We start from the raw sequence: 22,496 nt of genomic DNA, 5'->3' as shown, positions 1-22,496 counted from the left end.
CCATGCGCAGTTCAAAAACCGTCCACATTGTGTCAGCCCACGCAGAAGGCGAAGTGGGGGACGTTATCGTTGGCGGGGTCCAACCCCCTCCCGGCGATACATTGTGGGAGCAACGCGCCTTCATCGCCCGCGACCAGACCCTACGGAACTTTGTTCTGAATGAACCACGGGGCGGGGTGTTCCGGCATGTCAATCTGCTGGTCCCGCCCAAAGACCCCAGGGCTGACGCGGCGTTCATCATAATGGAGCCTGAAGACACGCCGCCGATGTCTGGGTCAAACTCAATTTGCGTTGCAACTGTGCTTTTGGATTGTGGCATCATCCCGATGCGCGAACCGGAAACACATCTGACTCTCGAGGCTCCGGGAGGGTTGGTGCGAATCCGCGCTGAATGCCGAAACGGCAAGGCCGAGCGCATCCATGTGCAAAATCTGCCCAGCTTTGCGGATCGCTTGGGCACCCCGCTTGACGTGCCGGGGCTTGGCACCTTGACGGTCGATACGGCCTTTGGCGGAGACAGTTTTGTTGTGGTCGATGCCGCAGCGCTTGGTTTGGAGATAGCCGAGCACGAGGCCCGGGACATTGCCCGTCTTGGGGTCACCATATCGAAGGCGGCAAATGCTCAGCTTGGCTTCGTGCATCCGGACCTTCCGGACTGGAACCATATCTCTTTCTGCGCCTTTTGTGGGCCGCTGCAGCACACAAAATCCGGTCTGATGGGCAAATCCGCAGTGGCAATCCAACCCGGCAAGGTTGATCGTTCGCCCACCGGCACCGCCGTGTCAGCGCGAATGGCATTGATGGCGGCTAAAGGGCTCCTGGCAACGGGGCAGACATTCGAGGCCGTTTCGATCATCGGTTCGCGGTTTACCGGCAGGATCGTGGGGTTCACGCGGGTCGGCAAAGCGCAGGCGATTATCCCCGAGATCAGCGGTCGCGGCTGGATCACAGGCACATATCAGCACATGCTGGATCCGGATGATCCCTGGCCACAAGGGTACAGGCTCAGTGACACTTGGGGCGTTTAGGCCAGAAGCGCCAGAAGATCGGCGTGTAGTTGGGCGGATATTTCAGCATATCCACGCCGCGTATTGCGCGCCCGCGCAGCGTAACGGCGCTGCGACGGAAGCCGCGCGCCTTGATCCAGAATGTCCGAAAACAGGCGTTCTGCGCGCGCCGAGTTGTCCTGACCACGCCCGCCACTGAATTGATCAGGCTCAAAGGCCAGAACGATCTGACCGTGAAACGGCGCGCTTCCGTCACCTTGCGCATACGCCATGCTCTCGAGACTGGTCATGTCATCGATCAGGGGCCCGGCCAACAGCTCGATCATGATGGACAGGGCCGAGCCTTTGTATCCGCCAAAGGTCAACATCGCGCCATCCAAAGCCGCCTGCGGGTCTGTCGTTGGATGGCCCTGCGCATCAATCGCAACACCGTCGGGCAGGGGTTTGCCGGCCCGTCGATACAGCTCGATCTCACCACGGGCAAAAGCGCTGGTCGCAAAGTCGAATGTGAACGGGTCGGCATTGTAGCGCGGCCAGCTGAAGGCCAGCGGGTTGGTGCCCAGGCTGCCTCGCGTCCCTCCGGCAGGTGCCACCCAAGAATGGCTGGGCACCATTGTCATAGCTGCCAGTCCGGCCGCCGAAAGACGCTCGACCTCGGGCCAGAGCGCCGAGAAATGGTAGCACCGATTGACAGCCATGGCTGCGATTCCGTGCGTTTTGGCCTTTTCAATCAGAACCGGCAAACCTTGCTGGAAAGCCAGCAACGACATTCCACCCCGGGCATCCACCCGCACGATGGCGTTGTCCGATGGCGCGACAATGGGCGCCGCGTGGCCATCAATCTGACCTGCTTTCATAGTCTGGGCACACATGAACAACCGAAACAGGCCATGAGACTGGCAATCGTCCATCTGACAGGTGGTCAGCATTCTGGCAATGGCGTGCGCGTGATCGGACCCAAAACCCGATGCGGTCAGGACCCGCAACGACAGGTCGTGTATTTCGTCCGGTGTCATTCTGACCGTTGCGCTCATCTGGCTGTCTCCTGTCTGCACCTGTTTGGAAAAAGGGATAGCGGGGATTGGCCGCCATGTTCAACCAAAGCTGGTCGGTTAAGTGTTGGAAAACGGGGACAGGGTCGGTATTTGTATCCAAAATTCAAAGACGGAAATTCCATTGGCCGCGCGTATCATAGCCCGACAAAGCCTTCCTGATGTCATCGCCCACGATCTGCGCGAGCGTATTTTAGGCGGCGAGTTGGCGGCGGGCGAGGTCATTCGCCAGGAAGCGCTGGCCGAGGAATACGGTGTCTCGCGTATGCCGGTGCGCGAGGCGTTGAAAAAGCTGGACGCCGAAGGGTTGGTGGTTCTTACAAATAACCGCGGCGCAACTGTCAGCCAGCATTCCCGCACGGAAATTGCCGAGATTTTCGATTTACGCATATTACTTGAGGTCGACCTGTTTCGTCGTTCGATCCCCAATATGACGACAGTGGACCTGACCGCGTGTCAGTGCATTCTTGATCAGATGGAGACGTCGTACGATGCCGATGACGTGGGCGAGTGGGGCGCGTTGAACCAGCGGTTCCATGCGGCTCTTTATGCAGCGGCCGGGCGAAGCCTGACCAATGAAGTGCTGTATAAGGTGTCGTTGCAGTCGGATCGATACGTCCGCATGCATCTGAGCGTGATGAAGCAACGCGAACCCGCCCGGAAGGAGCATCGTGAACTGTTGCGCCTGGCACAGGCGGGCGAGGTAAATTCCGCCTGTGCCGTCTTGCAGGCTCATATCGCCCGCGCCCGGGATCAATTGCTTGATCTTATGGCCGAGCGCTAGGTCCGAGCCAGCCAGTTAACCGTTCAGATTGAACATCAGCCGGGCCGTGACCGGGACTGTGCGGGTAATTCCCGGCAGTTGGGCCAACTCCATCAACTTGTCCACACCAGCGGTGACGCCAGCATCTTCGGCGCTGATGAAGACCATATCATTGGTGGATACCATCACCTGATCTTCTGATACGCGCAGAACATACATGCCGGTGGAGAAATCAACATCCGTGCCGACAAAAGACAGCTTTGCGTCTACTTCAACTACGGTGGACTGGCCCACTGCCAGCGATGAAACAGCCTCCATATCAATCTCTGCCGTCAATTTCGCTGTGGTCGCTTTGCGGAACACATGTTCGATCATCCGTTCGTTGCGGATGTCGATATTGGTTTCCACTGACGACAATTCTATTCCGATTTCGACATGGCCGTCCTGGTTGACGTGCCCGGACAGGTTCCGGAACGAATTGACCTCGCCGATGTCGTCGATCTTGACCGTTCCATACGCCAGATGCGAGGCATCCGAGTTCAGTTCCCAGTTTGCTGCAAGTACCGGTGTTGCAACAATTGTCGACGCAATCGTGATTGCCTTGAGCAGAAGTTTCATTTCTTTCCTCCAAAGTATATGCAAATCCTGACCGCGTGGGCACGGCCCATGACAAAGCAAACACAGATGGGTTGCGATTTATTCGATGGTCGCTGAAATTACTTCCGAACAAGCGGTACGCACTGCGATCCAGACTCATTCGAAACGGGTCTGGCGGTTTGCCCTGGCATTGTCCGGGGCATCTGATGTTGCGGATGACCTGTTACAGTCGACCTGCGTGCGTGCTCTGGAAAAATACCATCAGGTGACGTCATTTGATCGACTGGACAGCTGGCTGATGACGATCTGCCGTTCGATCTGGTTGAATGAGGTGCGCGCGCGCTCGGTGCGCAAGGCGCAGGCCCTGTCTGTCACGCCCGAGGCCGAATTAATTGCCACCGGCCCGGATGCGGAAACGAATATTTTCGCCGCTGAGGTGTTTACTCAAGTGATGCAACTGCCAGAGGCGCAGCGAGAGACCGTTATGCTTGTGTTTGTCGAAGGATATAGCTACCGCGAAACGGCTGCCCTATTGGAAGTTCCCATCGGCACGATCATGAGCCGGTTATCCAATGCCCGGCAAAAACTGAAAGCGGTTGTTCAACAGGACGCCGCTGATACCGTTCGACGGAGTGGCAAATGAAGTTTTCCGATGAAACGCTTGTTGCGTATCTGGAAGGCACCCTTGACGAAGACAGCGCCCGCGCGCTGGAAGAGGCTGTGGCTGAAGACACCGAGCTTGAGGCTCGATTGATGGCGCTTGATCCGTTTGCGCCGGTGGTCCGCCAAGTCTTTGAAAATGTGCCTGCCGAGGCCCCGCAAATCAATTTGCCTGCCCCCGTCCGGGCAGGCGGATCGACAAGCCCGTGGCGTTTGCTGGCAGTGGCAGCATCGGTTGGGGTGATTGCGGTGTCCGCAACATTCTGGGCAACGCGCCCGGCAGAGCTGGGATGGGCTGCACAGGCTGCGATCTATCAATCGCTCTATGTCCCGGAAACCATCGCGTCGCTGGACAATTCCAACCCGGCGCTGGATGCACAATTTGCGCAGGCCGAGGAAAAACTTGGCCGGTCGCTGAACCGAGACACTCTGGAAGGGTTGCCGGGGCTCGACCTCAAGCGCGCACAGGTGCTGTCATTCAAGGGTAAGCCACTGATTCAGATCGTTTTTGCCGATGAACAAGGGCAACCCTTCGCGTTTTGCATCATTAAGCAAGGCGCAGGCGCGCCGAACAAGGACGTGAACCGTGCCATCCTGAGCGGTCTTGCCACGGCCACCTGGGCTCAGGACGGCTATGGCTACATGTTGATCGGCAATGACGGCCAGACGGACCTCGACGGTGAACTGGGTATTTTGACAAACGTTTTCGCAAGCTGAGCGGAAATACGGCGAAAACCTCTTGTGAACATCCGGGATTCTTCGAAGAATACCCGGCATGAAGCCAAAAAACGTCGTGCCAGACTCGGATGACGAGTCCGAAGCCGAGTGGTCGCGCAGCATTTATGACGTCGATCCTCCGGGCGATGATGACCTGTGGTTCCTGCCACCCGAGGATGAAGACGAGCCGCAGGACTTTCTGAACCCCAATCGCAAGCCTGCCCAGACTCTGCTGTTCGACCCTCGCGAATGGCGCGCGGCCCAGTCTGAGTTGTCGGTCGAACTGGCTGAATTGGCAGTTGTTTTCGGGGCGCTGGACGAACGACTTCGGGCCGGCCCCGCAGGGTGGACGCATCGTTTGGCTTTGATGGACGTGTCCGATCTGGGGTGGTGGACCGGAGATCGCATCAGCGTGGATCGGCTGGCCCTGTGGACCGGCCTTCGGATTGGGTCCACCGGGGACGATGTTCAGGCCCTGTTTCGAGCGGGCTGGGCGGTTCGGCGTCTGAACTCGGGCATGTCCCCGTCTGAAGAGGGATGGGAGGTCGGGCTGACCGTCTTTCTGGACAGGCAGGGGCAAGGGATGGACGATGTGCCCCAGGCCGTCGCCGATTTGGCGGAGGTGATGCAAAACTGCGACGGGTTGCATCCGGCCACACAGGCCGCTGTCGGATTTCACGCATGGCGCGCCTTGTCGCCCGGGATCGGGCAGGACACGGAAGCGGCCATTATCGCGGCTCGACACGCAGCCAGCATGGGGCGGGGTGGGGCGCTGTTCATGCCGCTGGCCTTGTCCGGACCCGGGGCTTTGCGCGGGGTGGGCTCAACCGAAGAGAAACTCTCGGCTTGGTTCAGAGGCGCAAATCAGGCCTCACTGGCGGCACTGCTGCATCTGGAGCGCATCAGCCAGTGGGAAAAGCGCGCGCGCCAGACAACCGAAGACCTGAGCGGCAGGACACCGCCCTTGTTAATTGATGTGCTGACAGGTTGGCCAATGGTATCAGCCCCTCTGGCCGAGAAACTGACACAAGCGTCACGGGCCACGGTGCAGCGAAATCTGGACAGGTTCTCTCGGCGCGGTTTGATACGCGAAGTCACCGGGCAAGGCAGATACCGAGTTTGGACGGCAGCGCTTTAGACGACAGGTAGAATCGTCGCGTTTTACGAGATTGAGGGCACAAAGGGGCCGGGTTGCAATCCTTCGGGTCTTGCTGTTTGTGGAAGGAAAGGCCGAAAAAGTGAACCGTCGGGGTATAGCATGACCAAAAAAGCGCTCATTACCGGGATCACCGGTCAGGACGGCTCGTATCTTGCGGAATTTCTGCTGGAAAAAGGGTATGAGGTGCATGGCATCAAGCGGCGGGCATCCTCTTTCAACACCCAGCGCATTGACCACATCTATCAGGACCCGCACGAACCGGACCCCAAGCTGCAGCTTCACTATGGCGATCTGGCCGACACATCAAATCTGACCCGCCTGATGCAGGAAGTGCAGCCGGATGAGGTGTATAATCTTGGAGCCCAGTCCCATGTGGCGGTCAGTTTTGAGGCCCCGGAATACACAGCTGATGTGGATGCGTTGGGGACGTTGCGCTTGCTGGAGGCCATCCGGTTTCTGGGTCTCGAAGGCAAGACGCGATTTTATCAGGCGTCGACCTCTGAACTGTATGGGCTTGTGCACGAAACGCCTCAGCGGGAAAGCACCCCGTTCCATCCACGCTCACCTTACGCGGTTGCCAAGCTGTATTCCTACTGGATCACCGTCAATTACCGTGAAGCGTATGAAATGTATGCCTGCAACGGTATCCTGTTCAATCACGAAAGCCCGCGCCGGGGCGAAACCTTCGTGACCCGCAAAATCACCCGCGGGTTGGCCAATATCGCACAGGGCCTCGAATCCTGTCTGTATATGGGAAACATCGATAGCCTGCGGGATTGGGGCCATGCGCGAGATTATGTGCAGGTACAATGGTTGATGTTGCAGCAAGACGCGCCCGAAGATTTCGTGATCGCAACAGGGGTTCAGCATTCGGTACGTCAGTTTATCGAGTGGTCGGCGCAGGAATTGGGAGTGTCTTTAGAGTTTTCCGGCGAAGGCGTGGACGAAATCGCCGTTGTTGCGGATATTCAAGGCGACCGCGCCCCTGCTTTGAAAACCGGAGATGTGGTTATGCGGATCAACCCCCGCTATTTCCGCCCCGCCGAAGTGGATAGCTTGCTGGGCGATGCATCCAGGGCGAAACAGAAACTTGGCTGGGAACCGCAGGGGTCCGTTCAGGACATGTGCGCCGAGATGGTGGCCGAAGATCTGGCAACTGCCAAGCGCCATGCTTTGCTGAAGCAGCACGGTTATGAAACCCCAGTCAGTCTGGAAGCTGGTTGAGAGGCACGCGTGCATAAGATCTACATAGCGGGCCATCGTGGCATGGTCGGGTCAGCGATCCTACGCCAGCTAGAAGCGCGCAAGTCGGCAGGTGCGCCGATTGACCTGATTACACGAACCCGGACGGAGCTGGACTTGTCTGATCAGGCCAGTGTCCGCGACTTCATGCAGGAAGAAAAGCCCGATGCGGTCATATTGGCTGCTGCAAAAGTAGGAGGTATTCTCGCCAACAACACCTATCCGGCAGAGTTCATCTACGAAAACATGATGATCGAATGCAACGTGATCCATCAGGCGTTTTCAGCGGGTGTTCAAAGCCTTCTGCAGTTAGGTAGCTCTTGCATCTACCCGCGCAACGCAGAGCAACCGATGCGGGAAGATGCGCTGTTGACCGGTGTTCTAGAGCCTACGAACGAGCCTTATGCCATTGCCAAGATCGCAGGCATCAAGCTGTGTGAAAGTTATAACCGCCAGTATGGGGTGGATTACCGCTCGGTCATGCCGACTAACCTGTATGGGCCCGGTGATAATTTCCATCCTGAAAACAGCCACGTCCTGCCTGCGCTGATGCGACGCTTCCACGAGGCGGTTCGCGACAATTGCGATACCGTCACCATCTGGGGCAGCGGCCGCCCGCGACGAGAATTTATGCATGTGGATGATATGGCAAATGCGGCTCTGTTCGTACTGGATCTTCCGCGTGATGTTTACGACGCTCAGACGCATCCCATGCTGAGTCATATTAACGTCGGGACTGGTCAGGACATCTCAATCACTGAACTGGCTTCAAAAATGGCCGTCGTTACGGGGTTCGAGGGCCAAACAGTTCAGGATGCCAGCAAACCTGATGGGACGATGCGAAAGCGCATGGATGTATCGCGGCTCACAGAATTGGGCTGGACGGCTGAGATCGACCTCGATCAAGGGTTGCGCGACACCTATGACTGGTTTCTGAAACAGCCCGCCGCTACGCGGCGCGCCAGGTAACCGCCCGACCCAAAGCCCGGGCGGTCAGGGATTTAATACCAGCGGCCCACGGCGACCAGTGAAGGAGCCAGCGCAGTTGCATCCGAAACCGCCGAGAGCACCTGAAAAGTAACCTTCGTGCTGGAGGGTGTCTCGGTGCCTAGAAAACGGGACACGCCGCCGCCATTGCCGCTGATGACAGGCGCACTGCCGGACAGAAAGGAAATCGGGAAATCCCAGTCCGCTGATGGGCTGGCGTAGAGCGCTCCAACGCCGGTTGTGCAGGTGACAGAACCTGCCGCAACGGTGCATAGCTGGGTGCCGTCGGCAAATCGGACATAGTCTCCGTTTGCGTTGCTGCCGTGTTCGATCACAGCGCCGGTTGGAACCCCTCCGCTTTCCCCCACGGACCCCAGTACATTGCCCGGCCCATAGCCAAAATCGGCGCGCATCAATCGGCCGGATGTGGTATCATCCGCGCTTGCCTGAACAGCGGCGCCATCGACCAGCCCGGACGCAGGATCAATTCGCAACGCCTCGGTCCAGCTTCCACCGTCCGCAGATACCTTGACGGAAAAGCCGGTGCTGCCGGACAAACCCATCTCGGCGTGGCCCGTCCAGTTCGATTGAAACAGCAATGAGGCGGTCTCGCCTGCGTTGGCCTTGTTGATTTTCAGTTGATGTCCCGCGCCGTCGTTGGACAGCAAAGTCGCCGGACCCCGAACAGACAGGCGGTTTGTACTGTCTGATGACGTCGCAATCCCAACACCACTCAGGTTTTCAGTGCTGGCAGGTGCGTCCGCCCAGCTTGTACCGTCCCAAACCTTGGCGCGCCCTGCGCTTCGATCCCATGCACGCCATCCCGTGTCAGGGCTGAAGAAGTACCAGCCATTGTCGATCCACGCGGCCAGACGCCCGGCCTCACCGGCCCAGACACCGGTTGGTGAAGTGCCGAGGGCGTGGATTTCGCCCTGCGCCGGAGCTGGAGGCGGTGTGGTCGCGTTCAGAGAGGACAGGGTCAGCTGGACAACAAGGTCCAGTTGGCGCAACGCCTCATTATGCGTGACGTGTTTCTGCGCCTGCGATGGTTGCAGAAAGGGCAGATTCAAGCGGGGTGAAGTCTGAGACACCGGCGTCCTCCTGTGGCTGTCGATCCGACATGGATCGCGCGCTACATTGACGTAACCGGGGTCAATACTGCCTGACCAGGGCGAACGCCCCGTCAGACATTTGTTTACGAATGGACGAAATGTGTGCTGCTGCCTTACTGTGCCGCGCGGTCCGCTGCAACGATGTCGTGCAAATACGCATGCAGATCAGCGCGCAGATCAGCGCGAGCAAGTGCAAAAGCCACGGTGGCCTGCAGAAATCCGGCCTTGGATCCGCAATCAAATCGCTGGCCGTCGAATTTGTACCCAAACACCGGCACGCCGTTGACGATGTCCTCGGCAATGGCGTCGGTCAGCTGGATTTCACCGCCGCTGCCTTTTTTCTTCTGGTTCAGATTGTACAGAACCGAAGGGCCCAGAACATAACGACCGATTACGGCCAATCTTGACGGCGCATTTTCAGGAGCCGGTTTTTCGACCATCCCTTTTGCCCGAACAACCGAGCCGATGTTTTCGCCAACATCCAGAATACCGTAGGAGCTTGTCTGTTCCTCGGGCACTTCCATCGCGGCAACCATGTTGCCACCGGTTTCCTCATACGCTTCGATCATCTGCTGTAGACACGGTTTGTCCGCCGCGATCACGTCATCCGGCAGCATGACGGCAAACGGTTCGTCCCCGATCAAACGGCGGGCGCACCAGACAGCATGTCCCAATCCAAGCGCCTTGTGTTGACGGATATAGGCAATTGCACCGCTTTCCATGTTGGTTGCATTCAGGGTTTCCAGCAGCTCATCTTTGCCTTTGGCCTTGAGCTCCTGTTCAAGCACCAGATTGTGGTCAAAATAGTCTTCAAGCGCGGATTTCCCACGCGAGGTCACAAAGATAAATTCCTTGATGCCGGCGGCACGGGCTTCGTCGATCGCGTATTGAACCAGCGGTCGGTCCACCAGAGTCATGATTTCCTTGGGAACAGATTTTGTTGCTGGCAAAAACCGCGTACCCATTCCCGCAACCGGAAAAATCGCCTTGGTGACTTTGCGTGTCATGCTACCTCTCAAAATCGATTCGTATTCGTTAAATCACAGCCTCTTTAGGACCGTCATATGCCTCAACCGCAAATCATTCAATGCGGTGGATCACACAGTGACGCATTAGGATGAAAAGTGCCACCTTGCGCGGGCAGAGTCAAAAAAACGGCGCAGAACCTGCATCGCCTCTATCGAGTTATGCGCCGAAAGACCGGACTTTCTGGCCCCCCAAAGCCGGTGTACCGGCTTGGGGGACAACCGTCAGACCTGCGCCATAATGGCTTCCAGCGGATCGTGCTCGGCGACGAAATGATCCGGCGCGACTTCGCTAAGACGCGGGATGTAATCCGTCTGTCCTGCCGATAACCGGCTGGGCAGAAAGCGTAATCCGGCTTTGGGATCCATCGGCGACGGTAGCTCACCCGGCAACTTCAACCGTTGGCGCGACCGTTCAATGTCCGGGTCGGGAATGGGAACAGCCGAGATCAGGGATTGCGTGTAAGGATGAATAGGCTTTGAGCATATGACCTCACCATCGCCCAGCTCGACGATCCGTCCCAGATAAAGCACCATGATCCTGTTAGAGACCGCGCGAACCACAGACAGGTCGTGGCTGATAAAGATCATCGACAAGCCGAATTCCTGTTGCAGTTCCCGCAACAATTCTACGATTTGAGCCTGAATGGACACATCCAGAGCTGATACTGCTTCGTCGCAGATAATCAGCTTGGGCTTGTTGATCATCGCCCGAGCGATACCGACACGCTGGTTCTGGCCCCCCGACAATTCATGCGGGTAGCGGTTGATCATGTTGGCGTTCAAGCCCACGCGCTCCATCATTTCCGAAACCAGCTCTTTGCGCTCGCGCTCGGTCAGATCGGGCCGGTAGGTTTTTAAGGGCTCCGCAATCGAGGCGGAGATCGTCATCCTCGGATCAAGGCTCGCCAGAGGGTCCTGGAACACGATCTGCAGATCTTTGCGATACTTGTTCAACTCTGCCCGCTTCAAACCAACGATGGGGTGGCCCAGCCAACTGACATTGCCCGCGCTGGGTTCGATCAATTGCAGTACTGCCCGTGCCAGCGTGGATTTTCCACAGCCGGATTCGCCGACAACACCCAAAGTTTCACCTTTGCGGATATCAAAGCTGACGCCGTCGACCGCTTTCAGTGGCACTTTGCGCCCGAACAGCCCGCCCGAAACCTGAATGGGGAAGTGCACCTTGACGTCATCGACAGTCAAAAGTGGGGCCTCCTTGGTCTCCAGCGCTTTCGGCGCATCGCCCGCATCAATGCGCGGCATGGCCTCAAGCAAGGTTCGGGTATAATCATGCTGCGGTGCGCGGAAAATCTCATGCGCGGTGCCGGCTTCCACGAATTGTCCCATGCGCATGACCTGTATCCGGTCGCACATCCGGGCCACCACGCCCATGTCATGCGTGATCAGCGCAATTGCGGTGCCTTCGTCCTTTTGCAGACGCACCATCAGGTCCAGGATGTCGGCCTGAACCGTCACATCCAGCGCCGTCGTCGGCTCATCCGCAATCAGCAGCTTGGGGTTACACAGCATCGACATCGCGATCATGACCCGCTGCCGCATCCCGCCAGACAATTCGTGCGGATATTGGTCCAACCGCCGCGCCGCCTCGGGGATACGCACGCGGTTCAGCCACTCCAGACATCGCGCCCGCGCGGCAGAGCCCTGAAGCCCTTCGTGAATTTGAAGAACTTCCCGCATTTGCTGGCCAATCCGCAGGTGCGGCGTTAGGGCGGTCAGCGGATCCTGAAAGATCATCCCCACATCCGAGCCTCGGATCTTGTTCAACTTGTTCACGGGCAGGTTCAGGATTTCCTGACCGTTCAGCATGGCGGAACCCATGGCCCGGCCCGCAGGCGGCAGCAGACCCATCGCGGCCATGAAGGTCTGGCTTTTGCCCGACCCGCTTTCGCCCACGATGCCAAGGCATTCACCGGGGTTGATGTCGAAACTGATGCCCTTGACGGCCTCTATCACACCATCGGGGGTGTCGAACTGGACGCTCAGGTCCTTGACGGAGAACAAACTCATATCAGCGATCCTTCGGGTCCAGAGCGTCGCGCAAACCATCGCCGATGAAGAACATCGTGATGATGATGGTGACGTAGAATGTCAACGGGTACATCAGTTGCCACAGCGTGCCATAGCTCATCGTACCGGCCCCTTCGGCGATCAAGCGGCCCAACGAGGTGTAGGGTTCCGAGATACCCAGACCCAGAAACGAGATAAAGCTCTCGGTCAGGATCATCTCGGGCACCAGCAACGAGGCATAGACGATCACCACGCCCAAAAGGTTGGGCAGGATGTGGCGGTACATGATGGTGAACTCGCTGACACCGGCGGCACGGGCGGCCTCGATAAATTCGCGGTTTTTTAGCGTCAGGGTCTGCCCCCGCACGATCCGCGCCATCGTTAGCCAGCCCACCGCACCCAGCGCGATGAACAACATGAAGAAGGATCGACCCGCCACGACAAGCAGCAGAATGATGACCAGCGTGGCCGGAATCGCCAGCAGGATGTCGACAAAGCGCATCATGACGCTGTCGGTGCGCCCGCCGATGTAACCGGCAGCGATGCCATAGCAGGTGCCCACAATCAGCGCCGTCGCGGCACCAATCAGACCCACCAGCAGCGACGTCGTGGTTGCCTGAATGACGCGGCTGTAAAGGTCGCGCCCCAGATCGTCGACACCGAAAAAGTGCCCCGTCTCAACCGAGGGCATCCCAAGGCCACGCACGTCACCCATGACGTTCCAGTCGATTTCCTCGTTGCTCCAGACTGCGAAATACGGCCCAAAAATCGTGAACAGCACGATCATGCCAAGGATAAAGACACTCGCCATCGCGGCCTTGTTGCGCACGAAGCGCAAGCGCGCATCTTGCCACAGTGATCGCCCCTGAATGGCCGTGTAGTCGGTGACGTCTTCGGCCAGTTGGGCGGCTTTTTGAGATTTTCCAAGCATTGCCAGCCCCTCAGTAGCGGATTTTCGGATCGAACCAGGCATAAGCCAGGTCGGTCAGCAGGTTCACGATTACGGTCAGCGCGCCATAGAGGATCGTGACCCCCAGCAGCACCGCATAGTCCCGCGCCAGCGCCGAGTTCACATAGGCCTGACCCAGACCACCGGTCGAGAAGTAGATGTCGACAAAAACCGAACCGGTCAGCACATAAACGAAGACCGGCCCCAGATAGGACACAACCGGCAGCAGCGTCGGTTTCAGTGCGTGACGCCAGATCACGGTTCTGGTCGGCAGACCCTTGGCCCGCGCGGTGCGGATGAAGTTCGAGTTCAGAACCTCGAGCATCGACGACCGGGTGATCCGTGCGATCGAGCCCATATAGGACGTGGCCAGCGCGATCACCGGCATGACCAGATATTGCCACTGACCGCCATGCCAGCCGCCACCCGGCAGCCAACCCAGCCACAGGGTGAAGGTCAGGATCAGGATCGGACCCATGATAAAGTTCGGCAGCGCCTGCGCGGCGATGCCCAGACCGACGGCGAAATAGTCGATCCAGCTATTGTGCTTGATCGCAGCGGCAATCCCCAGCGCGACACCGATGGATGTCGCCACCAGAAACGACAGCGAGCCATAGGTCAGCGAGATCGGGAAACCCTGCGCGATGATATCATTGACGTCCCGGTCCTTGAACTTGAAGGACGGGCCAAAGTCGAAATGCACAACGATATTATACAGATAGTCCCAAAGCTGTTTCCACAGCGGCTGGTCCAGCCCGTAGCGCGCCTCGATATTGGCCAGAACCTGCGGCGGCAAAGGCCGTTCCGAGGTGAAGGGTCCGCCGGGTGCGACGTGCATCAGAAAAAAGCAAGCGACGACCAGCAAAAGGATCGTCGGAATGGCGACCAGCAGCCGCCGCAGACTATAGGCAAGCATTTTCTGCCCCCGTGTTTATTGGCCCTGCCCCGGGACGGTCCCGGAGCAGGGCTTGGTTCAAAGACGGTTATTCGGCGAGCTTGTACAGGTTCTTCGAATACCAGTTCTGTTCAACGTTATTGACCGGCCAGTTCCCGACATCGCTGTCCATCATGTAGACGCCAGCGTAGTGATAGATCGGGATGACCGGGGTTTCTTGTGCGATGATGCGCTCGACCTCGGTATAGAGCGGCGCCGGATCGTCCGAGGTTTTGGCCTCTTTCAGCAGTTCGTCAACGCGGGCGTTGGCAAACTTGCCGTCGTTGTAACCCGAATCCGACTGCAGCAGGTCGAGGAAGGTCGAGGCTTCGTTATAGTCGCCACACCATGCGCCACGGGCCAGATCGAAGTTCTGGTTGCCACGCTCTTCAAGGAACACTTTCCATTCCATGTTGGCCAGCTCGACCTGAACGCCCAGCTTCTGCTTCCACATCTGGCTCAGCGCAACGGCCACCTTCTTGTGATCTTCCGAGGTGTTGTAGACCATCTCAAAGCTCAGCGGATTGTCGGTGCCATAGCCCGCTTCGGCCAGCAGTTCTTTGGCCAGTTCGTCGCGCTCGGCCTGGCTCATCGACGCCATTTCGACCGCCGGAACGGTGAAACCTGCGGTCGCTTCGGGCGCAAAGGTGTAGGCTTGCGGCTGACCACCCGCCATCACTTTTTCAGTGATGATCGCGCGGTCTACGGCCAGCGACAGGGCCTGACGGACATTGGGGTCCTTGAAAGCCCCAGGGCCACCTTCGGACAGATTGAAGGTGTAGTAGTAGTTACACAGACGCGGGAAGCTGATGGCTTCTTCGGGGTGTTCCTGGCTCAGGCGCGGATATTGACCGGCGGGGATTTCCGTGCGGTCCAGTTCGCCTGCCAGATAGCGGGTCAGGGCGACGTTTTCATCGTTGATGACCAGCGCGACAACCTTGTCGATGATGGTGTTGTCATTGTCCCAGTACATCTCGTTGCGCTCGCGTACGGAACGTTCCTGGGGCAGATGCTCGGTCAAAACATAAGCACCGTTCGACACGATGTTCTCGGGCCGGGTCCACGCATCTCCGAATTCTTCGACGACTTTCTGCGGGGCAGGAAAGGTAGTCGAATGTGTGGTCATCTGTGGGAAATAGGGAAGGGGCGCGCTCAGGCGAACTTCCAGCGTTTTGTCGTCGATGGCCTTGACGCCCAGATCGTCGATGGACGCATTGCCCGCGATGATGTCCGCGGCGTTCTCGATCGACATCAGTTCCATGAACCAAGCATAGGGTGAGGACAGTTCGGGATCGACGGCACGTTTCCAGGCGTAAACGAAATCGCCTGCGGTGACCGGGTCTCCATTCGACCACTTGGCGTCGTCGCGCAGGGTGAAAGTATAGACGTCTTTGGTGTCATTGACCTCGAAACCGGTGGCTACGCCGGGAACCAGATTGCCGTCTTCGTCCTGGTTCATCAGGCCTTCGAACAGGTCCCGAACAATTTCGGCACCCGAAACGTCTTCGACAACCTGCGGATCGACCGAGCTGTGCTCATCCAGGATGCGATAGGTAAAGGTCTGGTCTTCTGCCAGCGCTTCGCCGGTTTCCGGATGCGTTCCGGCGGCTAAGACCGCGCCGCTAAGCAGGGTTGAGGATAGCAATCCTGCCAATGAATTACGGACAATACGGTTCATGCGGTGTTCTCCCATTTTCTTGGTGTCAGGCGGCACATCGCGTTTCGATGTGCGCAACATTCCGTGTGTTTCGTGTTTTCAGAAGCTCTTTGCTTTGATCTGGATCGCAAAAGGTCAAAATTTGACCGTTTACTCATGTCAGCAAAAACTCGGGAACCAGGTGCGAAATGTGCCTTTCGATGCGGCGAAAATGCCACCATTTAACGAAAGGTAAAAGGTTTTGCTCGCCGCTGAGGCCTCAAAGACGGATTCGATATGTAACAGGGATCAGGCGTGAAACTTTATTTTGAAACACGTCAATGCCATGACGTTTTCGTGAAGGCATTACCTTAAGAAATTCGAATGTGATGGGCCCGTGAGCGAATCAATCCGTTATCAGAGTCGTCAGTTTGGCCGAGGGGAAACAGGTTGGATCATGACCAGCACCCTCTTGCCAACGCCCAATCGAGCGTCGGGTCTTATAACCCGGTAGCCCATCCACACCGCCGACATCATGGCCCTGATCAACCAACACTTGCTGCAATTTCGCAATATCGGATCGGTAGAGCGTATCGACTTTGCCCCAGCGGGTCTGAAACGAGCCGACTCCGAACTGAATGCGATCCCCGACATGGCCCACGAACAGGGCGTAAAGGTCACTGGTGTTGTAATCCTTCAGGACATAGAAATTTGGCGTCACGACAAAGGCAGGGCCATTCCGCCCGGCGGGCATCATCAGATAGGCCTCGCCAGAAATCTCATGCGCGGGAAAAGGGCGACCAGAAACGCGGGTTATTCCCATATCCATCCAGTCGCGGATTGGACGTCCTTGGTCCGGGCCCTCCAGCGCACAGGACACGGAGGCGGGCACCGTCACTTCGAACCCCCAGTCCCGACCACTGATCCAACCATGTTGTGCCAGATAATGACCGATTGAGGCCAGAGTGTCCGCTTCAGAGCGCCAGATGTCGGCTTTGCCGTCGCCATCTCCATCGACCGCATAGGACAAAAAGCTGGAAGGCATGAATTGTGGCTGACCCAAAGCACCGGCCCAACTGCTTTTCATCTCGCGCTCGGGTGCGTGCCCGGCTTCGGCAATCTGCAGTGCGGCGATCAGCTCAGCGGTGAAGTACTCAGCACGGGTGCTCATAAACCCTTTGGTGCCCAGAACCCGAAACACATCATGGCGGATGGGCACCCGGCCATAGCCACTCTCGCGGCCCCAGATCGCCAAAAGAATACGCCCCGGCACACCGGTCCGCGCCTCAACCCGAGCCAGCGTGTCCGCATGCCGTCTCGCCATTTTCCGCCCGACCGAGGTCGCGCCTTGAACGGAACCAGCGCTAAAGTAGCGAGCCGGCGCGCCGAACTCGGCTTGGCGCTGGGGCTGGGGTGCATTTTTTGGGGCACCCGGCGGAACCAAATCAGGCAAGTCCCAGTTCAGTGTCACGCCCGAGAACGCCTGCTGCATCGTCTGGCGCGACACGCCGCGTTCCCGGGCCTGAGGCCAAACGGTCTCCTGCAACCATGTTTTGAACTGCCGCTCGACAGCAGCGCGATCCTGCGCCGACAGTGCAGAGGCAAGTGAAACGAGACAGAGGATCATGCAAAGCAGGCGCATCGTATATACACCATCCTTTGATACGACAGGTTGTCAACTGTGCCCGAGGTTAATGCGCGACGCTTGACGTTATCTGTTACATCCCGACCTTTCAAAAAGCCTTGAGAATTCATGGGACTCTGCCAATAGTTGTTCCGAACCCATTGCATCAAAGGACAGGCAGGCGTGAAAGAAAATCGAAACCTTTCTGTGTTTCTGCTGTGTTTTCAGGCGCTTTTCTGTGTTCTTGCCTTGGCCTCGCCCGCGGGCGCCAGCGACAGCTTCCTGGACCCGCAAGGCCCGATTTCCGCGGTTCAAAAGACCCATCTTATGCGGGCAACCGTGCTGATCCTGATCGCGGTCGTTCCGGTTCTGGTCCTGGTGCCTCTTATTGTCCAGAGGTATCGCCGACGTCCCGACAGCGCGGCACAGTATCGCCCCAAATGGGATTTTTCGGCCAAGCTGGAGTTTTTGATGTGGGGCGTTCCGGTTCTGATCGTCGCGATCCTTTCGGTCTATCTGTGGAAAGCAACGCACCGGCTTGACCCCTATGCCGCGACTTTCGGAGAAGAGCCCGCATTGCGGGTTCAGGTGGTGGGGCTCGATTGGAAATGGCTTTTCATCTACCCCGATCTGGGAATCGCCACGGTCGGAGAGTTGGGCATCCCGATCAAACAACAGGTCGCAATGACCCTGACCACAGACACGGTCATGCAGTCTTTCCTTATTCCGGCGCTGGCAGGTCAGATCTACGCCATGCCGGGCATGACCACGCAATTACATCTGGTCGCGGATACCCCCAAAACCATGCAAGGTAAGAACACGCAATATAACGGCCGCGGCTTTACCAAACAGAATTTTCTGACCCAGGCCATGCAACCAGCAGATTTCAACGCCTGGGTCGAGAGTGTCCGGCTGAACGGTATTCCGCTAACCAAAGAGACCTACCAGACACTGGCCATGCGAACAGATCGTGACGAGGTACAGGCGGCTTTGGGAACCGTTCAAATGCCGCTAAGAGCCCTTTATTTCACTTTGGAAGAAGCGGATTTATTCCAAACGATCCTTCACAGATATCATAGCGGGCAACCTCTTCCTGCAGATCAACAGCCCGGAACAACATCGTTCGGGCAGGAGGCCACGCGATGACCTCTGCCGATGGTTTCTTTGGGCGGCTCAGCTGGGACGCGCTGCCGATCGCCGGTTTGATTCAGAATCCCGGCGCAAATGAGATTGTTGCCAATGCCGCTGCTGCCGTTGTGGTGATCGGCGCAATTGCGGTTATTGGCCTGCTCAGCTGGTTCCGCATGTGGGGACCACTCTGGCGGGATTGGCTGACAAGCGCGGATCACAAGAAGATCGGCATCATGTATATCGTCTTTGCCATCGTTATGCTGGCCCGCGGCGTGCTTGAAGGTGTGGTCATGCGGGCGCAACAGGCGATGGGACCGGGCGACGGCTTTCTGGAACCCGAACATTTCGCTGAATTGTTCAGCACGCACGGCACGATCATGGTGTTTTTTGTGGCGGTGCCCTTTGTCTTTGGGGTCGCGAACTACCTTGTTCCACTTATGATCGGCGCGCGTGACGTGGCATTCCCGGTGATGAACCAGATCAGCCTGGGGCTGACAGTGTCTGCCGGAATGATGCTGATGGTCTCGCTGGTGGTCGGGGAATTCTCAACCGGCGGGTGGACCGCTTATCCCCCTTACACCGGCGCTGCGTTTAACCCAGGGGTGGGGCCGGACTACTGGATATGGGCCATCGTCGTTTCGGGTGTTGGAACCACACTGACGGGCATCAACTTCGCTGTCACGATCTACAAACTGCGCGCGCCGGGGATGAAGTTCATGCGGTTGCCGATGTATTGCTGGACGATTATCTGCAGTTCGATCCTGATTGTTTTTGCAATGCCACCTTTGGGTGTCGCGGCGTTGTTGCTGGCAGCCGACAGGTATCTGGATTTCCATTTCTTCACCAATGACCTTGGCGGCAACATGATGAACTATGCCAACCTGTTCTGGCTGTTCGGCCACCCCGAGGTCTATCTGCTGGTGCTTCCCGCCTATGGCATCTATTCCGAGGTGTTTGCGACATTCTCAGCCAAACGCCTTTATGGCTATAATTCTCTGGTCATCGCGACCATGTCGATTGCGGTTCTGTCGTTTACAGTCTGGCTGCACCACTTCTTCACGATGGGACAAAGCGCGCTGATCAATGCCGTGTTTGGTATTGCAACAATGCTGATTGCTATCCCAACCGGTGTGAAAATCTATGACTGGATGGCAACATTGTATCGTGGACGCATCCGGCTTTCGGTGCCAATGCTCTATAGCCTTGCGTTCCTGATGCTGTTTGTCATTGGCGGGCTCAGCGGTGTTATTTTGGCCAACCCGACCGTGGATTATCAGGTTCACAACACTCTGTTCCTCGTGGCGCATTTCCACAACGCGTTGCTTCCGGGTGTTCTGTTCGGGCTGCTGGCCGCGTATAATTACTGGTTCCCCAAAGCCTTTGGCTTCCGCCTGAACGAATATTGGGGCCGAGTTTCCGTAGTTTGCTGGACGTTTGGTTTCCTGCTCACATTCATGCCTTTGTATTTTGTTGGCCTGATGGGAATGCCGCGTCGTTCGTTCAGCTATAGCGACCCATCCTTCCAACCTTTCATGATTGTGGCCATCATCGGAGCGATCATCATCACCTGCGGGCTGTTCTCGGTGCTGATCCAACTTTGGATCAGTATCCGCGACCGCGATCAAAGTCGCGTGCCGGTTGGGGATCCCTGGGATGGAAGAACGCTTGAATGGTCAATTCCGGCTCCGCCACCGCCTTATAATTTTGCAATTATCCCGACAGTGTCCGACCGGGACGATTTCGCGGCGGCCAAAGAGAACGGGGCCGCCTATCCCACGCCGGATTCTTATGAAGACATCGAAATGCCGCGCAACACGGGCATTGGCTTCATCCTGTGTGTTCTCAGCGGGATATGGATGTTCGCGCTGGTCTGGTGGATTTGGTGGCTTGCCGCTGCGGTGACGATGTTGATCATTCTCGCTGTCATTGTCTGGAGCTTTGACACCAGTACCGAACTGATCATTCCCGCAGAAGAAGTGCGCCGGGATCACGAAGCGTGGCTGGCGCTGGTTCATAGCACAACCGCCATCGACCGCGATCATGAGGCATCCCCCGAGAATCGCGGTCTCGCCCGTCCTGACATGGAGGCCGTCACATGAGACGCGCGCCAGAGCATAGTTACCCGGGCCTCAATCTGGGTGAAGATCACGCCAGTGCCGACAAAGCGTCCGAAGTAGTGACATTTGGCTTTTGGGTCTTTCTGATGGGTGATCTGGTCTATTTCGGTCTGATGTTTGGTATCTACATCACGATGATCGATGCGCAGGCCGGCGGCCCCGGCCCGCATGAATTGTTTGATCTGAAAAGCATCTTTGCCCAGACCTTGATCCTTTTGACCAGCAGCCTGACCGTCGGATTGGCGATGCTGGCGCTAAAGTACAATCTGCCGCGTCCTCGTATCGTCCTTTGGTTCGGCGTTACTCTGGCCCTTGGACTATGTTTTCTTGCGCTTGAAGTTCGGGATTTCATGAACATGGCAGCCCTCGGCGGGGTTCCACAGCGAAGCGGTTTCCTGTCGGCGTTTTATGGCTTGGTCCCACTGCACGGGTTGCATGTGGCAATCGGGTGCCTTTGGCTGATCGTACTCGGTATCCAGTTGCGGGTCATGGGGATGACCGATCTGGTAAAGTCCCGGGTCGTCCGTCTGGCCTTGTTCTGGCATTTCCTGGACCTGATCTGGATCGGCATCATCACCATCGTGTATTTCGGAGGGCTCACCTATGGATAGACGCGTCGACCTACACAAACGCGAGCGTCGCCGATATGTCATTGGCTACGGCGGTTCCCTGTTGCTTACCTTCGCGGTGTTTTTGATTGCGTATGTTTTCGGGATTGAAACCAAGGGCGTTTATCTGACCATCGGTCTGTTGGGATTGGCGCAGCTATTGGTACAGTTGGTCTATTTCCTGCATATCGACCGCCGCCGCAGCAGCCGAGAGGACCTGGACTTGATCCTGTTTTCGACCCTGGTTTTGCTGATTATCATCGGGGGGACGGTCTGGATTTTAGGTAACCTGGCTTTGCGGATGCACATGCACGTCATGTGAACGCCAGCAGGCGCACGCCAAGCCACAGCGAAAACCAGCACAAAACAAGGCTGATCAGGATGTTTCCGGCAGCCATAGCGATGGATCGGTCGCGGTTAAGCTGCAACGACTGATAGGCAAAGCTGGAAAAGGTTGTGAACCCGCCGCAAAACCCGAAGACAAGCCGCTTTTCCTCTTCTCCCATCTCGACCGGCCCGCCCAGATATCCGATCCAAAGCCCCAGCAGAAAACTGCCCACGACATTCACAATCAGCGTTGAAAGGGGCAGATCATGAGTCACACGCATGGAAAGCCAGTGCCGTGCGACAGCTCCCAGTCCGCCTCCCAACCCGAACATCGCGTGCAGATACAAGTCCGTCATTGACCGGCTCTCCGGTGCCGTTTTCCGATGGTTTCGCCCAAAATCGCCGCTCCCAGACCGATAGCGATTTCGGCGGCAATGGCGATCAGGACGTAAAGACCACTGGTCTCCCAAAGGCGGGCAAGCTCGGCCACGAAAGAGGAAAAGGTCGACAGGCCGCCGCAAAACCCAACCGCTCCGAGATGCAGCACATGTGCATGAACCTTGTGGCGAATTGCATAGAGCCAGCCAAGGACAAAGCACGCCACGATATTGATGCCAAAGGTCCCGGTCAGAAACGGAGCACCGGAAAGGCTGCCGGAAAACGCCTCGCGCAGCAGCGATCCCGCCGCGCCACCCACAAAAACAGCGACATACATGAGGATCCGTTCCCCCTGAGGAATGTCGGATTTGGCCACCGTCTTTGATCCTGCCTTCCCTGCGTTTGGCCCGGCTTATCCTTTGCGCCAGTGCGGATCAACC

General features: G+C 57.4%; 22 protein-coding genes. 11 read left to right on the top strand and 11 right to left on the bottom strand.

The annotated features are described in order from the left end of the window. Positions 1-2: 2 nt before the first annotated feature. Positions 3-1,028 carry a trans-3-hydroxy-L-proline dehydratase gene (locus ACRZ9X_RS11470; RefSeq protein WP_480518888.1) on the top strand — a complete coding sequence of 342 codons (1,026 nt, stop codon included), beginning with the start codon at positions 3-5 and terminating at the stop codon, positions 1,026-1,028. On the opposite strand, the gene ACRZ9X_RS11465 is transcribed toward ACRZ9X_RS11470, so the two are convergent. Continuing rightward, a complete protein-coding gene (locus ACRZ9X_RS11465) occupies positions 1,025-2,041 on the bottom strand; it encodes an Ldh family oxidoreductase (protein ID WP_480518886.1) in 1,017 nt (338 codons plus the stop codon). The genes ACRZ9X_RS11470 and ACRZ9X_RS11465 overlap by 4 nt on opposite strands. A 142-nt stretch (positions 2,042-2,183) precedes the next feature. On the opposite strand from ACRZ9X_RS11465, the gene ACRZ9X_RS11460 reads away from it, so the two are divergent. Beyond that, positions 2,184-2,843 (top strand): GntR family transcriptional regulator, encoded by a 660-nt coding sequence (locus tag ACRZ9X_RS11460; protein ID WP_480518884.1) that lies wholly within the window; start codon positions 2,184-2,186, stop codon positions 2,841-2,843. A gap of 15 nt (positions 2,844-2,858) precedes the next feature. On the opposite strand, the gene ACRZ9X_RS11455 is transcribed toward ACRZ9X_RS11460, so the two are convergent. Beyond that, on the bottom strand, positions 2,859-3,440 hold the full coding sequence (locus tag ACRZ9X_RS11455; protein WP_480518882.1) for a YceI family protein: 582 nt from the start codon (positions 3,438-3,440) through the stop codon (positions 2,859-2,861). Between the two features lie 85 nt (positions 3,441-3,525). On the opposite strand from ACRZ9X_RS11455, the gene ACRZ9X_RS11450 reads away from it, so the two are divergent. From ACRZ9X_RS11450 to fcl, 5 genes are all read left to right on the top strand, one after another. After that, positions 3,526-4,062, top strand: coding sequence for an RNA polymerase sigma factor (locus ACRZ9X_RS11450; RefSeq protein ID WP_480518880.1), 537 nt, complete (start codon positions 3,526-3,528; stop codon positions 4,060-4,062). Beyond that, positions 4,059-4,796, top strand: a complete 738-nt coding sequence (locus ACRZ9X_RS11445; protein ID WP_480518878.1) for an anti-sigma factor family protein — start codon at positions 4,059-4,061, stop codon at positions 4,794-4,796. The genes ACRZ9X_RS11450 and ACRZ9X_RS11445 overlap by 4 nt, the downstream gene beginning before the upstream one ends. A 58-nt stretch (positions 4,797-4,854) precedes the next feature. After that, a complete protein-coding gene (locus ACRZ9X_RS11440) occupies positions 4,855-5,934 on the top strand; it encodes a helix-turn-helix domain-containing protein (protein ID WP_480518876.1) in 1,080 nt (359 codons plus the stop codon). Between the two features lie 120 nt (positions 5,935-6,054). Continuing rightward, the gene (gene gmd, locus ACRZ9X_RS11435) at positions 6,055-7,179 is read left to right on the top strand and encodes a GDP-mannose 4,6-dehydratase (protein ID WP_480518874.1); all 1,125 of its coding nucleotides are present in this window, start codon (positions 6,055-6,057) and stop codon (positions 7,177-7,179) included. Positions 7,180-7,188: 9 nt separating this feature from the next. Next, the gene (fcl, locus tag ACRZ9X_RS11430; protein WP_480518872.1) at positions 7,189-8,166 is read left to right on the top strand and encodes a GDP-L-fucose synthase; all 978 of its coding nucleotides are present in this window, start codon (positions 7,189-7,191) and stop codon (positions 8,164-8,166) included. Between the two features lie 32 nt (positions 8,167-8,198). Here the strand turns inward: fcl and ACRZ9X_RS11425 are convergent, their stop codons facing one another. The 7 genes from ACRZ9X_RS11425 to ACRZ9X_RS11395 all read right to left on the bottom strand — a co-directional run bounded on the left by ACRZ9X_RS11425 (position 8,199) and on the right by ACRZ9X_RS11395 (position 17,513). Further along, positions 8,199-9,275 (bottom strand): DUF2793 domain-containing protein, encoded by a 1,077-nt coding sequence (locus tag ACRZ9X_RS11425; RefSeq protein ID WP_480518870.1) that lies wholly within the window; start codon positions 9,273-9,275, stop codon positions 8,199-8,201. A gap of 134 nt (positions 9,276-9,409) precedes the next feature. Beyond that, entirely contained in the window at positions 9,410-10,303 is an 894-nt protein-coding gene (galU, locus tag ACRZ9X_RS11420) for a UTP--glucose-1-phosphate uridylyltransferase GalU (protein WP_480518869.1), read from the bottom strand. 243 nt (positions 10,304-10,546) lie between these two features. Next, a complete protein-coding gene (locus tag ACRZ9X_RS11415) occupies positions 10,547-12,352 on the bottom strand; it encodes an ABC transporter ATP-binding protein (protein ID WP_480518867.1) in 1,806 nt (601 codons plus the stop codon). 1 nt (position 12,353) lies between these two features. Beyond that, positions 12,354-13,283: an ABC transporter permease subunit gene (locus ACRZ9X_RS11410; RefSeq protein WP_480518865.1), complete on the bottom strand. Its 930-nt coding sequence runs from the start codon at positions 13,281-13,283 to the stop codon at positions 12,354-12,356. Between the two features lie 10 nt (positions 13,284-13,293). Further along, the gene (gene oppB, locus ACRZ9X_RS11405) at positions 13,294-14,217 is read right to left on the bottom strand and encodes an oligopeptide ABC transporter permease OppB (RefSeq protein ID WP_480518863.1); all 924 of its coding nucleotides are present in this window, start codon (positions 14,215-14,217) and stop codon (positions 13,294-13,296) included. Between the two features lie 67 nt (positions 14,218-14,284). Beyond that, positions 14,285-15,913: a peptide ABC transporter substrate-binding protein gene (locus ACRZ9X_RS11400; RefSeq protein ID WP_480518861.1), complete on the bottom strand. Its 1,629-nt coding sequence runs from the start codon at positions 15,911-15,913 to the stop codon at positions 14,285-14,287. Positions 15,914-16,277: 364 nt separating this feature from the next. Continuing rightward, the gene (locus tag ACRZ9X_RS11395; RefSeq protein ID WP_480518859.1) at positions 16,278-17,513 is read right to left on the bottom strand and encodes a lytic murein transglycosylase; all 1,236 of its coding nucleotides are present in this window, start codon (positions 17,511-17,513) and stop codon (positions 16,278-16,280) included. A gap of 165 nt (positions 17,514-17,678) precedes the next feature. Here ACRZ9X_RS11395 and ACRZ9X_RS11390 point away from each other — a divergent pair, with 165 nt between their 5' ends. From ACRZ9X_RS11390 to ACRZ9X_RS11375, 4 genes are read left to right on the top strand one after another with little or no spacing between them, the layout of a single operon-like run. After that, entirely contained in the window at positions 17,679-18,641 is a 963-nt protein-coding gene (locus tag ACRZ9X_RS11390) for a cytochrome ubiquinol oxidase subunit II (RefSeq protein ID WP_480518857.1), read from the top strand. After that, entirely contained in the window at positions 18,638-20,725 is a 2,088-nt protein-coding gene (locus tag ACRZ9X_RS11385) for a cbb3-type cytochrome c oxidase subunit I (RefSeq protein ID WP_480518855.1), read from the top strand. The genes ACRZ9X_RS11390 and ACRZ9X_RS11385 overlap by 4 nt, the downstream gene beginning before the upstream one ends. Further along, a complete protein-coding gene (locus ACRZ9X_RS11380) occupies positions 20,722-21,354 on the top strand; it encodes a cytochrome c oxidase subunit 3 (RefSeq protein WP_480518853.1) in 633 nt (210 codons plus the stop codon). Before ACRZ9X_RS11385 ends, ACRZ9X_RS11380 begins: the two co-directional genes overlap by 4 nt. Beyond that, complete coding sequence (locus tag ACRZ9X_RS11375; RefSeq protein WP_480518851.1) at positions 21,347-21,673, top strand: cytochrome o ubiquinol oxidase subunit IV; 327 nt, start codon at positions 21,347-21,349, stop codon at positions 21,671-21,673. The genes ACRZ9X_RS11380 and ACRZ9X_RS11375 overlap by 8 nt, the downstream gene beginning before the upstream one ends. Here ACRZ9X_RS11375 and crcB read toward each other — a convergent pair. Both crcB and ACRZ9X_RS11365 read right to left on the bottom strand, forming a co-directional pair. Beyond that, positions 21,666-22,034 (bottom strand): fluoride efflux transporter CrcB, encoded by a 369-nt coding sequence (crcB, locus tag ACRZ9X_RS11370; RefSeq protein WP_480518849.1) that lies wholly within the window; start codon positions 22,032-22,034, stop codon positions 21,666-21,668. The two genes, ACRZ9X_RS11375 and crcB, sit on opposite strands and share 8 nt — an antisense overlap. Continuing rightward, positions 22,031-22,393 carry a fluoride efflux transporter FluC gene (locus tag ACRZ9X_RS11365; protein ID WP_480518847.1) on the bottom strand — a complete coding sequence of 121 codons (363 nt, stop codon included), beginning with the start codon at positions 22,391-22,393 and terminating at the stop codon, positions 22,031-22,033. Before ACRZ9X_RS11365 ends, crcB begins: the two co-directional genes overlap by 4 nt. Positions 22,394-22,496: the final 103 nt, after the last annotated feature.

The sequence above is a fragment of the Ruegeria sp. AL1 genome (genome assembly GCF_056540905.1).
Note: the sequence above shows the minus strand (reverse complement) of the source record. Positions and strands in the feature narration are given on the sequence as shown.

Coding starts and splice junctions, on each gene's coding strand:
- gmd (WP_480518874.1), top strand. CDS start 6,055: ATGACCAAAAAAGCGCTCATTACCGGGATCACCGGTCAGGACGGCTCG.
- ACRZ9X_RS11375 (WP_480518851.1), top strand. CDS start 21,347: ATGGATAGACGCGTCGACCTACACAAACGCGAGCGTCGCCGATATGTC.
- ACRZ9X_RS11415 (WP_480518867.1), bottom strand. CDS start 12,352: ATGAGTTTGTTCTCCGTCAAGGACCTGAGCGTCCAGTTCGACACCCCC.
- ACRZ9X_RS11470 (WP_480518888.1), top strand. CDS start 3: ATGCGCAGTTCAAAAACCGTCCACATTGTGTCAGCCCACGCAGAAGGC.
- galU (WP_480518869.1), bottom strand. CDS start 10,303: ATGACACGCAAAGTCACCAAGGCGATTTTTCCGGTTGCGGGAATGGGT.
- crcB (WP_480518849.1), bottom strand. CDS start 22,034: ATGACGGACTTGTATCTGCACGCGATGTTCGGGTTGGGAGGCGGACTG.
- ACRZ9X_RS11380 (WP_480518853.1), top strand. CDS start 20,722: ATGAGACGCGCGCCAGAGCATAGTTACCCGGGCCTCAATCTGGGTGAA.
- ACRZ9X_RS11400 (WP_480518861.1), bottom strand. CDS start 15,913: ATGAACCGTATTGTCCGTAATTCATTGGCAGGATTGCTATCCTCAACC.
- ACRZ9X_RS11410 (WP_480518865.1), bottom strand. CDS start 13,283: ATGCTTGGAAAATCTCAAAAAGCCGCCCAACTGGCCGAAGACGTCACC.
- ACRZ9X_RS11445 (WP_480518878.1), top strand. CDS start 4,059: ATGAAGTTTTCCGATGAAACGCTTGTTGCGTATCTGGAAGGCACCCTT.
- ACRZ9X_RS11450 (WP_480518880.1), top strand. CDS start 3,526: ATGGTCGCTGAAATTACTTCCGAACAAGCGGTACGCACTGCGATCCAG.
- ACRZ9X_RS11385 (WP_480518855.1), top strand. CDS start 18,638: ATGACCTCTGCCGATGGTTTCTTTGGGCGGCTCAGCTGGGACGCGCTG.
- ACRZ9X_RS11455 (WP_480518882.1), bottom strand. CDS start 3,440: ATGAAACTTCTGCTCAAGGCAATCACGATTGCGTCGACAATTGTTGCA.
- oppB (WP_480518863.1), bottom strand. CDS start 14,217: ATGCTTGCCTATAGTCTGCGGCGGCTGCTGGTCGCCATTCCGACGATC.
- ACRZ9X_RS11365 (WP_480518847.1), bottom strand. CDS start 22,393: ATGTATGTCGCTGTTTTTGTGGGTGGCGCGGCGGGATCGCTGCTGCGC.
- ACRZ9X_RS11465 (WP_480518886.1), bottom strand. CDS start 2,041: ATGAGCGCAACGGTCAGAATGACACCGGACGAAATACACGACCTGTCG.
- ACRZ9X_RS11395 (WP_480518859.1), bottom strand. CDS start 17,513: ATGCGCCTGCTTTGCATGATCCTCTGTCTCGTTTCACTTGCCTCTGCA.
- ACRZ9X_RS11440 (WP_480518876.1), top strand. CDS start 4,855: ATGAAGCCAAAAAACGTCGTGCCAGACTCGGATGACGAGTCCGAAGCC.